At 42.8% G+C, this 12700-nt stretch carries 12 protein-coding genes and 1 tRNA gene; 8 read left to right on the forward strand and 5 right to left on the reverse strand.

Annotated elements, in window-relative coordinates; translation table 11 throughout:
• Window positions 1-11: 11 nt before the first annotated feature.
• Complete coding sequence (locus NST31_RS09065) at window positions 12-1277, reverse strand: sigma 54-interacting transcriptional regulator (protein WP_339165164.1); 1266 nt, start codon at window positions 1275-1277, stop codon at window positions 12-14.
• 218 nt (window positions 1278-1495) lie between these two features.
• On the opposite strand from NST31_RS09065, the gene NST31_RS09070 reads away from it, so the two are divergent.
• From NST31_RS09070 to speB, 4 genes are all read left to right on the forward strand, one after another.
• On the forward strand, window positions 1496-2296 hold the full coding sequence (locus NST31_RS09070; protein ID WP_083717719.1) for a carbon-nitrogen hydrolase family protein: 801 nt from the start codon (window positions 1496-1498) through the stop codon (window positions 2294-2296).
• Between the two features lie 16 nt (window positions 2297-2312).
• Complete coding sequence (locus NST31_RS09075) at window positions 2313-2465, forward strand: hypothetical protein (RefSeq protein ID WP_171974031.1); 153 nt, start codon at window positions 2313-2315, stop codon at window positions 2463-2465.
• A gap of 31 nt (window positions 2466-2496) precedes the next feature.
• Window positions 2497-3894: a cytosine permease gene (locus NST31_RS09080; RefSeq protein WP_077113832.1), complete on the forward strand. Its 1398-nt coding sequence runs from the start codon at window positions 2497-2499 to the stop codon at window positions 3892-3894.
• A gap of 94 nt (window positions 3895-3988) precedes the next feature.
• On the forward strand, window positions 3989-4945 hold the full coding sequence (speB, locus tag NST31_RS09085) for an agmatinase (protein WP_339165167.1): 957 nt from the start codon (window positions 3989-3991) through the stop codon (window positions 4943-4945).
• A gap of 139 nt (window positions 4946-5084) precedes the next feature.
• Here speB and NST31_RS09090 read toward each other — a convergent pair whose 3' ends face one another.
• A complete protein-coding gene (locus tag NST31_RS09090; RefSeq protein WP_339165169.1) occupies window positions 5085-5666 on the reverse strand; it encodes a superoxide dismutase family protein in 582 nt (193 codons plus the stop codon).
• 184 nt (window positions 5667-5850) lie between these two features.
• On the opposite strand from NST31_RS09090, the gene NST31_RS09095 reads away from it, so the two are divergent.
• Together NST31_RS09095 and lipA are read left to right on the forward strand one after the other, a co-directional pair.
• Window positions 5851-6696, forward strand: coding sequence for a lipoate--protein ligase family protein (locus NST31_RS09095; RefSeq protein WP_339165171.1), 846 nt, complete (start codon window positions 5851-5853; stop codon window positions 6694-6696).
• On the forward strand, window positions 6683-7627 hold the full coding sequence (lipA, locus tag NST31_RS09100; RefSeq protein ID WP_077113835.1) for a lipoyl synthase: 945 nt from the start codon (window positions 6683-6685) through the stop codon (window positions 7625-7627). Before NST31_RS09095 ends, lipA begins: the two co-directional genes overlap by 14 nt.
• A gap of 52 nt (window positions 7628-7679) precedes the next feature.
• On the opposite strand, the gene NST31_RS09105 is transcribed toward lipA, so the two are convergent.
• From NST31_RS09105 to NST31_RS09115, 3 genes are all read right to left on the reverse strand, one after another.
• A complete protein-coding gene (locus tag NST31_RS09105) occupies window positions 7680-8243 on the reverse strand; it encodes a GNAT family protein (protein ID WP_339165173.1) in 564 nt (187 codons plus the stop codon).
• A gap of 310 nt (window positions 8244-8553) precedes the next feature.
• Window positions 8554-9774 carry an MFS transporter gene (locus NST31_RS09110; protein ID WP_339165175.1) on the reverse strand — a complete coding sequence of 407 codons (1221 nt, stop codon included), beginning with the start codon at window positions 9772-9774 and terminating at the stop codon, window positions 8554-8556.
• A 113-nt stretch (window positions 9775-9887) separates the two neighbouring features.
• Window positions 9888-10481, reverse strand: coding sequence for a TetR family transcriptional regulator C-terminal domain-containing protein (locus NST31_RS09115; RefSeq protein WP_339165176.1), 594 nt, complete (start codon window positions 10479-10481; stop codon window positions 9888-9890).
• Between the two features lie 355 nt (window positions 10482-10836).
• Here NST31_RS09115 and NST31_RS09120 point away from each other — a divergent pair.
• Together NST31_RS09120 and NST31_RS09125 are read left to right on the forward strand one after the other, a co-directional pair.
• Window positions 10837-10910 (forward strand) — tRNA-Pro (locus NST31_RS09120).
• Window positions 10911-11168: 258 nt separating this feature from the next.
• Window positions 11169-12323 carry an ISL3 family transposase gene (locus NST31_RS09125; protein ID WP_253191846.1) on the forward strand — a complete coding sequence of 385 codons (1155 nt, stop codon included), beginning with the start codon at window positions 11169-11171 and terminating at the stop codon, window positions 12321-12323.
• Window positions 12324-12700: the final 377 nt, after the last annotated feature.

Genomic DNA, 12700 nt, shown 5'->3' on the forward strand with positions numbered 1-12700 from the left:
GCGGCCCCCTTCTATTTATGAATATTGTACATTTTAATTTTTTTGGCGACCGTGGATTGGTCCACCCCCAAAGCTTCGGCCGCCTTATAAGTCGTTTTATATTTTTTATAAGCCCTTGAAATCAGATCTCTTTCCAACAACTGCTTTGCTTCTTTAAGCGGGATCAACTCTTTTACTTCTATACTCCGCTCAGAGGGGACGGAATGGCTTTCACCAGGAAGCCATTCATCGGAATTGGTAACGACAATTCTTTCTACTACATTTTCAAGCTCCCTGATATTCCCCGGCCACTGATAATATTGCAATCTGGATATCATTTCCGCAGACAAAGAGACATTCAGCCCATACTTTTGGTTGCATTTTTTCACAAAGTGGTTTACAAGCGATGGAATTTCTTCCTTTCTCTCTCGCAAAGGCGGGATGGCGAGCGGAACAACATTCAGACGATAATACAAATCTTCACGAAATAGTTTCTGGTCAACCATCGCTTTAATATCTTTGTTCGTTGCCGCTATGATACGCAGATCCACTGTTTGGCTTTTTGTGCTTCCTACTTTTCGAATTTTATTTTCTTGAATGACATCCAACAGCTTCACTTGGACATTCATCGGCAGTTCGGCAATTTCATCAAGAAAAACCGTACCTGTATCCGATTCTTCAAACAACCCTTTTTTTCCTCCCCGTTTGCTTCCAGTAAAAGCCCCGTCCTCATAGCCGAACAATTCGGACTCGATGAGAGATTCGGGAATTGTGCCGCAATTGATGGCCATAAACGGCTTATCTGAACGGTTGCTGATCCGATGTATCATATGGGCGAGCTTTGACTTCCCAACCCCGGATTCTCCTAGTAGCAGGATCGTAGAGTTTACACCAGCGACCTGATAAATAATATCAATGATGCGCTGCATTTTTTTGGAGCCATACAAAAGCTCATCATCCTCAATTGTTTTGTGTTCTTCGTATATTTTTGTTTGCAGCGTGTTCAGACCATCAATGCCCATCATGATCATAATCCACAAGTTATTTTCTTGGAGGTATTCAAACAGCAACATAAAATGTTGGCCATTCGTTGCCGGAAGAAGCTCTAGCTTATTTCCCCTAAATGAAGGAGTCTTCATAAAAACCTGCTCCCAATTGATATCCTTTAGATAATACCCTTTCTTAAATAAATCAGGAAAATATGTTGCTATCAAACTTTTTTCCCCATACGCCTCTTTTATTTGAGTAGATTGGTCAAAAACAATGATTGCATATTGCCTCTCCACCTCTCGTAACATGTCCCTTATCGCCTCCTCATCATGAAAAAAATCATTATAATGAAAATAATCATTAAAACTAATGAATAAAGCGCTTTCTATAGGAAGAAGGATATTCCAATAAAAAAATGATGAAAATATTCATCAATATGTTATTATTATATGACAACTTTCTTGAAATACAAGACTTTTTCTCATTGGCACACTATTTGCAATAGTAATAGCCAGGAGGGATAAACTTGAAAAGTATCAAAGTATCATTAGCCCAATTAACCCCAAAGCTGGGGGATAAAAGCCATAACCTGCAACTTTTAGAGAAAGCGATTGCACAAGCCGCGGAACAAAAATCAAACATGATTGTTTTTCCGGAATTATTTTTGACCGGCTATGCGATTGGTCATCAAGTTCCATATTTGGCCGAAACAAAAAACGGCCCAAGCTTAACCAAAGTGAAAGAGTTGTGCAAAACATTCTCTATTTATACTGTAGTCGGTTTTGCAGAGATTGATAACGGTTTTTACTATATCTCCTCCGCCTTGATTGACGATCAAGGCGAATTACGAGGAGTCTATAGAAAAACCCATTTATTTGACCGGGAAAAAGAGTTTTTCACACCCGGCACCGACATTCATGTATTTCCTACATCACTTGGAAAAATTGGTATCATGATTTGTTTTGACGTGGAGTTTCCGGAACTGGCGAGAACATTAAAAATCAAAGGGGCGGAGTTGATCGCTATCACGAACGCGAACATGGAACCGTATGAAAGACACCATCACATTTATGCCAAAAGCCGCGCGATGGAAAATGAAATACCCGTCGTGATTTGCAACCGCCTCGGTGAAGAAGGATCATTAAAGTTTTGCGGGGACAGCATGGTCATTGACACTCAGGGAATCGCCTTGCTAAGCATGGAAAAGGAAGAAGGAGTAAAAACAGCGGATTTGCCGCTACTAACAACTCTTGATCCAAAACTGGGTTATATTTCCAAACGGAGACAAGATCTTTATCTAGCATCATCTAAAGAACAATTCGTATAACAGGGAGATGAGAATAATGGATAGAGAAACGAATCATGAACTGGAAGAGATCTTGGCACAAGGAGTCGAGGTGGACGACGTAACGCAAAAAGATCATATGCTGGTCATCGCAATTGGTTTTATCCCGTTTATTGCATCCTTAATATGGTATGGAGCTTACATTTCCTGAAAGTGAATCTGGATGAAGGAGGGAATTTTTGATGAAGAAGACTGGAACAAGCATTTTGCCCATTCCTATAAAAGATCGGAATGCCGGGGGCTTTTCCCTTTTTTGGCTTTGGTGCGGTGGAAACGTTTTACTCGTTACATTCATGGTCGGCAGCGACTATGCTCCGGCAATCGGTTTGATACCCACCATATTTCTGACTATTTTTGCAAACTTGGCAGCCTATACATGCATAGCGTGGTCGTCGCAAAGGTCTGCCAAATATGGCATTGATGAAATCATCGCCTTGAGGCCAACTTACGGCATCCGAGGCTCGATTTTCGGTGTCATGATTCTCGTCGGAATTAATTTTGGCTGGGTCGGCATTTTAACCGCCTTGGCCGGAAAATCCGCCAAACACGTCATGATCACCTATGCCGGTGGATTCACGTTTGCGGGAGATTACATTATTTATTCACTGATTGGCCTATCCATTCCGATCGTATTTTTATTAATTAACCCGAAGTATGGTTTCACGCTAGCAAAAATCACATTTCCATTTTTTATTGCCTTAACCATTTATATTCTATATAAATTAATTCAGCCTGAAAATTGGAGCGCAATGGCAAGTGTAAAACCTACCTTCGAAGTGGGCGGAGCTTATGTCTTTGAACTATGTGTCGCCTTCGCTGTAGCATGGCTTCCTTATCTAGGCGCCTGGAACAAATTTGCCAAATCCCAGCGCCATGCCTACTGGACATCTTATTTAGGGCTGACTGCCATGGGGATCCTTTTTGGATTGGTTGGAGGAATGGCTACGCTATTAACCGGGGAATATGAACCTCCCGCTTGGGCAGGAAAAATCGATGTAGGCTTACCGGCTTATTTAATTATCGTATTTGGAAACATTACGACGATTGCCCTTCTGACATATGGAGGTGTCATGGCTGTTTTATCTATTTTTCCAAAATTGAGATATCAGTTGGTCACACTGGCTCTTGCCTTACCGTCAACCTTGTTTATTTTTTCAACCAGCCTTCAAGATATGTTTAACTATATCTTACTTTTCGTCGGACTTTTGGCCGGTCCTTATTGGGCGGTATCAATTGCAGACTTCTACTTTTTGAGGAAAGAAAAGATAGATGTAAGAGAATGCTATAATCCCAAAGGAATTTATAAATATTTTCACGGGTTTAACCCAGTTGCGATTGGTGCCCAACTGATTGGCATGATTGTTTGGGTGTATCTCGGAGGCTGGATGAGCGGAATGAAAACCTTTTCTTATGCAAGCGGCGAAGGATTGTTCCATCTCTTGTCCGCTACATTTCCAGCTATGGTCGTTGCAGGCTTTGTATATGTAATTGCTGGCAAAGTTGTTTTTTCAAAATACCGGCAAGGAGGCTACACTTTTTCAAAACAAAAGGACAAACAGACAGATCGCGCCGCCGGTTGAAACAAACGCTTGTAAAAGCTGTTGGCATAATGAGGGCAATTCGCCATCCGGCTTTTTCAAATAAAATGCTCTATACACTTAGGAGGAAGATAAAATGGCAAACGATACTTGGAGTACCGTATTACATGCAGGATTGGCAACTTTTATGAAAAGACCATATATGGAGCCGAACCGCCAACTCATCAAAGAAGCGGGAGTAAAGGCGGGCATTCTCGGAATTCCTTTTGACGGGACGACCATTGTCCGGACAGGTTCCACAATGGGACCGAGACGTTTTCGTGATTGTTCATCCCTGTATATTCCTTACCATCTGGATTATGATGTGGATGTCGTCGAAAAGTACAATGTACACGACTTTGGAGATATCAACGTTGTCATCGGCAATGCCTTTGAAACACTTGAAAGCGGAAAACGTGATATTCTGGAACTTCTTCACGGAGGAGCCATGCCCGTCGTCATCGGCGGTGAACACCTTGTGACAGTGGCTGCCACTCGTGCATTAGAAGAATTTAACCCGAATGCAAATTATGGATTTATCTTGTTTGATGCCCATTTGGATACAGCCCCTGACGTTGGCGGCGACAAATGGAATCACTGCTGTCCAGTCCCAAGATCAATGGAATTAAGCTGTTTCAACCCGAAAAATGCTGTTATCATCGGTCCACACGGTTCCTTGAACCCGAAAGAAGAACTAGAATATGTCCGGGAAAATGACATTAGTCTCTTTACAATGAGAGATATTTATAAAAACGGAATAGAAGCTGTCGTCAAACAAGCAATTGAAATTGCTTCTGATGGAACAGACGGCGTATATATTACTTTCGATATGGACTCTTTGGAAGCTTCTCAGACTCCTGGAACATGCGCTCCAACACCTGGCGGAATTACAGTCAGGGAAATGATCCAAGCAATTGATTTGCTCGGAGAAGTCAACTTGGTAGGGTTTGATGTAGTTGAAATCGCTCCTCCTTATGATCATAGTGATATTACGGCCATTACCGCTTCCAGAATGGTTGTCGATATGCTGGCTTCCAGAGCCCGGTATTTGTAAAAAAGCCTTATGACACTCCAAAGGTTAGACACAGCTTAACATTAAAAAAGGTTGTCACAGAAGCCCGTTTTCACTGACTTTCTGGACAACCTTATTTTAAAAATGGCATCAGCAATTCATACGTTTTCAAAAGGTGGAATTACGATTCATTCCCCGCTTTCACAATCTCTCCACATACGATCCGGTCTCCCGCACTTCCAGCCGGGTCGGTTTTGTAGTCATCGGCTTTTTCATGAATGACAAGGGCGCTGCCGTCAGCATCCAAAAGGGAATTCGGCTTCCCGGTTTCTAACGTCACATCGGCTGTTTGTAACACAACATCAATCTTGCCGCTTTGCGGAACTTCAATATTGGGCAAATCCCCGGCATGATACCCTTTCGGATTGTGAAATCCATGCTGCTTGCCGAAAGGATTAAAATGGGCGCCGGCGGATTTAAAATCGGGCGGTGTGCATTTTCCCGTTTCGTGAATGTGGATGGCTTTTGTTCCAGGCTCGAGCCCTTCCGCCATGACGCGGATTACCACGCCTTTATCCGTTTCAACAAGCTCCGCTTCGCCTGTTTTCTCCCCTTCCCGGTTGATCAATGAAATATTGATCGGGGATTTACTGCTCGTCGGCACTGCCTCGTCTTTTTTATCAATTGTCTGATTATCGTCTCCACTACATCCAACCAAGGCCAAAGCCGATGTCAGCCATAACAGTAACAAAGTATTTTTCATCGCGATGGATACCTCCATATGTAAACAAGTTTTTAGCATCATTAACTTAAATATCATCATTTATACTTTTTGACCGTTTTTCTCCAGTTCGTGAAGCTTTACTTATAAACTGTCTTTCGTTAAGATAAAGGCAATATTTGAGACTTTTCGCTTCGTAAGCGTTTCACCTTTAGGAGTTGATGAAATGTATGATACTTGGGGATTGTTAAGCTCCGGCTTTAACGATGCTGCGGTAAATATGGCGATGGATGAAGCATTGTTGAATTGGCATAGCGAAGGAAAAATCCCTCCCATTCTGCGTTTTTATGGCTGGTCAAAACCTACGCTTTCCGTCGGCCACTTTCAAAGAATAGAACGGACAATCGACCTGGATGGAGTTAAGCGCAATGGCTGCGAGTTTGTCAGAAGACAAACAGGCGGCAGCGCCGTCTTGCATGATGATGAGCTGACCTACAGCGTCGTAGTCTCCGAAAAGAAGGACTATATCCCGCCTTCCATTCGGGAAGCATATTACGAGCTATCTAAAGGGATTATGGCGGGTTTCAACAATCTGGGCATCAACGCCGAATATTCCATTCCGAAAGAACGTTTTCGCGACCGTACGGCAGTATGTTTTGAAAGGCCGTCCGACTACGAAATGCTTGTGAATGGAAAAAAAATTTCCGGACACGCACAAACGAGGAAAAAAGGGGTGCTTCTCCAACACGGATCCATCCCGCTTACCATGAACAAACAATTATTGTTTGACCTTTTTCAATTTCCTGATGAGGATACCCGGTCCGCCAAACGTGAAGCTTTTTCAACAAAAGCCATTACGATTCATGAAGCATCCGGAAAAAGTATTACGTATGAAGAGGCTCAAGAAGCATTTCGCAAAGGTTTTGAAGAAAAGCTCGGTCTGACACTCGTACCTTTCGAATTGACACATGAACAATGGGAAGAAGTACGTGAACTTGCTGATGCGAAATATCGCTCTGACGATTGGAATTTACATTTTAGAAAGAAGGTGCTGGCCAGTGGCAAAAAATGAGGAATACATAAGGAAACCGGATTGGCTTAAAATTAAAATCAATACAAACGAATCCTATACCGGACTGAAAAAATTGATGCGTGAAAAAAGCCTGAATACAGTTTGTGAAGAAGCGCGCTGTCCAAACATTCATGAATGCTGGAGCGAAAGAAAAACCGCCACATTCATGATTTTGGGTGACACTTGTACGAGAGGATGCCGTTTTTGTGCTGTTAAAACAGGCTTACCGACAGAGCTTGACTGGGGAGAGCCGGCACGCGTCGCGGAATCGGTCAAAATTATGGGACTTCAGCATGTTGTCGTTACTGCGGTGGCGCGTGACGATTTAAAAGACGGGGGTGCCGCCGTTTTTGCGGAAACGGTGCGAAGAATCCGCGAAGCAAACCCGGGATGCACGATTGAGATCCTTCCTTCAGACATGAAAGGCGATTACGAAAGTTTAACAACACTGATGTCGAGTGCCCCGGATATTTTTAACCATAATATTGAAACGGTACGGCGCTTGACTCGACGTGTCCGCGCCCGCGCAATGTATGACCGCTCACTTCAATTATTAAAACGCGTAAAAGAAATTGCACCGGACACGCCAACGAAATCCAGCATGATGGTCGGGCTCGGTGAAACAAAAGAAGAAATTCTTGAAACGATGGACGATCTGCTCGCCCATGATGTGGATATTATGACAATCGGACAGTATTTGCAGCCGACCAAGAAACATTTGAAAGTGGAACGTTATTACCATCCCGATGAGTTTGAAGAACTCAAGGAAATCGCATTGTCAAAAGGATTTAGCCATTGCGAATCCGGTCCGCTCGTCCGCTCTTCATACCATGCTGATGAGCAAGTAAACGCGGCTTCCGCCCAAAGACGCATTAAATATATGAAGGGTTATGAAGAACAAGAGAAAACAGAAGTGAACTTTACCTTTTAATCAAACAATTGATCAAGATCCATTCAACCTAAAAAGGCACGCCTCATTGGAGTCAGGCGGTGCCTTCTTCTTTTTTTGCAAGCCAGTCTTTTTTTAACATCCCATAAACGATATGGTCGACAAACTTTTCATACAGCCACTCAGCCTCGCGGATGCATCCCTCTTTTTGAAAACCGAGCCTTTCCGGAATTGCCCTGCTTTTTTTGTTTCCATCAGCCACCCTGATTTCTACGCGATTCAGCTTCAGTTGGGTAAAAGCCAGATCCGTCAGCTCACGGACAACCCTTGTCATGATCCCTTTCCCTGTATACTCTTTGCCAAGCCAGTATCCGATGGTGGCATGTTTGTTTTGCCAATCAAACTCATTAAAACCGGCTACCCCGACCACTTCGTCTTTATACACGATTACCGTATTCATGCTTTTATGTTCTTCATAGTTTTTAAGACTGTCTTTGATAAAATTTTCCGTATCCCGCACACTATACGTGTCATCCACCCAGGGGACCCATTTCCTCAAATGCATCCTCGAATCCCTCGTCAGCTGAAATACCCTTTGTGTGTCATTCAAATCTACCAACTTTAAATAAATGTCTTTATCTACGATATGCACAAACAACTCTGTCACATCCTGACATCATATTGTCACTAAAATATCATATTATTAAATAAAATGAAATAAATCTAGGGAAGTGATTATTTTGAAACATTATCTTGTGTCAATTGAAGCAAGCCCGTCTTCCGCATTGAAAGGAATATGTTGCTTCATTGTATGATGTAAGATAAAGAAAAAGCACTTAAACCCTTGAAATGTAAGGATTAAGTGCTTTTTAAGCTGATAAGGGTGACAGGGTTTGAGCCTGCTGTTTTGTCCCCAATGAAGATGTATCATGAGGCTTTTAGCCGCAACTGCCTTTTCTGCACCGTCACTATATCACATTGACATCTTTTCTTACCTCTGATGAGAAAGGAAGCTTGAGGCTGATAAACGATGCGAGGAGAAACAGAACTCCGGCTGTAAAGTACACAGCAAAGATAGATGTCGATACCATAAATACCCCCGCGCTTCCCGAACCAATCAGCAGTAACGCGATAAATATCGGGGTCATCAATCCATTCAGCCTGCCAACGAATTTCTCGTCCACCTGGCGGATCATCACCGCCATCAAAGCCGTCTCGGCCAATGCCAGAAGGAAGCCAGTCAAAAACCGCATCGTTCCGGTAAGTACAGGCCAGACAGAAAGCACCTCCACGAAGGTAGACACCCCAAGGAAGGCCAGCCCGATAAACATCAGTGTTGAGCCCTTCAGCTTTCCTGTAACCACAGCGGCAGTAATTCCTCCCACCAGCATGCCAAAGCCATCCAGCGCCGTGAACCACTGCACATCAGTCATATTCAAATCCAGCCGTTCAGTAATGACAAATATATCCAAAGGCTGAACCAAACCTGCTCCCAAAGCCAGAATGACATAGACACACATCATGATTTTCAACATCTGATGACTTCTTACATACTTCATACCATCACTCAAATCCTTCATGAAAGAGCCTGACGAATCATTGTCTGATTCGGTCACATCTACCGAAGAAGGAATCAATGCGATGAATAAAGCCGAACCGCCAAATATCACAAGCAAGCTGATGAGCGAAGCTTCAAGCCCGACCATTTGAAAAATAGCCGTGCCCACAATCGGCCCCACAATCACAAATAGCGACATCATGGTCTGGGACAATGCCGTAGCAGCAGGGACATGCTCATCCGGCAAACATCGTTTAATGATTTTCATCGAAGACGGCTGGGAAAACTGGGAAACGATCGCTGAAACGAGCGTTACCATAAAGACAGCCTGCCAATAACCCGCCAGAACGACAAACAAAATGAGCAATATGGAAAGAAAACTTAATATATCCCCCCACAACATCGTCCGTCTGGGACGCCAACGATCGGCCAGCACGCCGCCAACAATCGAAAACAGAAAAATCGGCGCATATTCAATGATCGTCAACAAAGAAACAGCTACCGGATTTCCACCACTTTTTTCCATTACAAAAAACAACAAAGCCATATTTCGAATCCAAATCCCGATGTTTTGCATCAGGTCAGATAGCATAAGAAAAACAAAAGCACGGTTGGAAAATAAATGCTTCATAAGATCCCCTCTTTTCTTTCTAGAATGAAAACCGACCGGTCGGTTTAATATATGTCAAAACAAACGGTATTCCTTACGCTTTAAGAAAGGCACCGTTTGGACTGTCAACAAGCTTAATCCTTATGGTTGTGAAGAACACCTTGCAGGAAGTACTTTACAGCCTTTTTGTATAATACACGAAGCTCATCGGTCGAACGTTCATAAAACGAGGTGACAAGACCATCCAGCAGTGAAGCAAAGACAATCGCTATGTCATCCAGCTCCTCTTCAGGCACTAGCCCTTCTTTCACTCCCTCGGCAAAAATGTCCCGGTAGAGCTTCCGCGGCTCACGTATGATTGCTAAAATTTTTTCCAGCAGCTCTTCGTTCTCCGGATTGCTAATGTAAAACTCTTCGCCCACTTTAATAAGCGGGTTCTGAAAATCATCCACCATATGATCGGCGATACCGTAGACCTTCTCCTCGAAGCTGGGAAAATCAACCGATTTCTCAACCCAGGCGTTTATCCATTCCTGATTTTGTCGGATAAGAAGCTGAACAAACAAATCATCCTTACTCTTGAAATGGTAGTATATGCTTCCCTTGCTGACCCCGATATACTGGACCAAATCCTCCATAGAGGTAGCGGCATATCCGCGCTGGATAAACAGCTCTTTTGCTTTGTCGAGGATGAGATCTCGTTTTTTCCTCCCTTTATCTGTAGACATGTTCATCCTCCTCAGAACATTCAAAACAGCCACTCAAAAAAACCGACCGTACGGTTTAATATTAAGCGATGGATGTTGTTTTGTAAAGTAAATATAGAGCGAAAAATATCCCGCCTTTGGATTCCCGGCTTTATGTTCAAAAACATTGTGGCATCGCTACTTTTTGAATGTGACTTTTAAGGAATAGATCCTTCCTCTCTGCCGACCTTGGGTGCGATGGCATATCATTTTTTCAAATGTATTTCAGAATCCATGAGCCGCCCACCCGCCTCCTAAAAATCTCAGCGGAAAAGAAATGTCCCATTATCATTGTTTTTTATGTCTATTTTTCGTATAATGAAAATGTCGCTTTTCCCGGGATGTAGCTCAGCTTGGTAGAGCACTAGCATGGGGTGCTAGGAGTCGCAGGTTCAAATCCTGTCATCCCGATTCATCAAAACGCTTGCCCTTCAAGGGGTTGAGCGTTTTTTCATTTGTGCAGAAAAAAGAATACCGGGGTTTATTTTTAGGCTCTATACTAAATGTTGGGGTTTCCACATAATTTGCACATAAAAATATACACGCAAACATCCAATTCTTTTATACTTGAATTGCCTAGAAACAAGAAAAGATTGGAGTTGCGTGCAAGTGAATTTTACCATAAAAATCCCCGGCCTTGAAGATGTATGGATCACAAAAGTGGAGAAAATGGAAGATCGTATTGCGCTTCATGTAGAAATGGCTGTCAAGGTACATAAGTGTCCCAGCTGTGGGGAAAGGACTAAGAAAATTCATGATTACCGGATCCAAAAGATCAAACATTTAAAGTGGTTTGAACGGTTGACGTACCTCTTCTACAAAAAGCGCCGCTATGCCTGTTCGTGCGGGAAGAGATTTGCGGAGGACAATCCTTTTGTTCATCGATATCAACGGCTTTCTATCGAGTGGAATCAGGCAGTATCCGTTCGGATCGTGCAAGCGAAGACATTTAAGGAAACTGCCCAGCAGTTTGGTGTCTCCGTATCAACTGTCATGCGCAGGTTTGATCGTTTGGCCGTAAAGGAAATGACAGAGGTTCAAGAACTGCCCAGGGTGATCGCCATCGATGAGTACAAGGGAGATACAAAGGAAGGAAAATATCAATTGATTATTGCTGACGGGGAGACAAAGGAACCGATTGATATCTTGCCAAACCGAAAAAAGAAGACCATCAAGGATTATCTCCAAAAACATGGAACCAATGTGGAAGTGGTCATTATGGATATGAGCCCTTCTTTTAAAGCAGCTGTCCGAAAGGCGTTGGGGAAGCCAGTTATTGTAGCAGATCGTTTTCATTTTTGCCGTTATATTTATTGGGCTCTTGACGGGGTCAGAAGAAGAATCCAGTCTGATTGGAATGATTATGATCGGAAGAAATGTAAAAGGATGCGCTATGTGTTTTACAAAGACAGTGCAAAGCTGACCGAAGAGGATCGCTGGTATTTGGACAGGTACCTTGGGATGGACGAAGAGCTTCGCAGGGCTTACGAGTTGAAAGAGTCCTACTGCTGTTGGTTTAAGCAAGCCAAGGAAAATGGACAGGCTAAGATCCAAGAAACCAAGCAAGGATTAATGGATTTTTATAGGAAGGTAGAACAAGAGGGCATCCCTGAATTTGTGAAGGCTATCCGTACATTCAAGAACTGGCAGACAGAGGTACTAAACAGCTTTTTATTTGATTACTCAAATGGTTTTTTGGAGGGAATTAATAACCTGACGAAAGTCATGAAGAGGAACGCCTTTGGATTTAGGAACTTCCTAAGGGCAAGGGCAAGAATACTTCTTTTACATAAGTATAAAAAAATTGGAAGTCATGTTGGGTAGGTGAGATTCCATCTCACTCCACCCCAACATTTGACATAGAACCTATTTTTAGGACTATTGACGGAGACTTTGAGGATTTTTTTATAGATTCTTCTTTTTCAAAAATAGTTCCTTACTCGTCCTCAATCTCTTATCAAATCTGTTTTTGCTACTTCAAACCTCTGGTTTTTCATTGTTTTAAATATCATATGTTGCAAGGGAGGTGTCCGAAAAATAATATTTCAGCTTGTAAATTTAAAAAACAAACCCAAGAATGCTGTAAAATCAACATTCTTGGGTTGTAAGTTTTAACTCCTTTAATTTAGACAGCCCCGCGCTCTCTATTAGACTTTCAACTCCTTCATATAGAGCGCGACTTATACATAATGTATCGGCTT

Origin of the sequence: Siminovitchia sp. FSL W7-1587, from assembly GCF_037963795.1 — a bacterium.
Classification (GTDB): domain Bacteria; phylum Bacillota; class Bacilli; order Bacillales; family Bacillaceae_C; genus Siminovitchia; species Siminovitchia thermophila.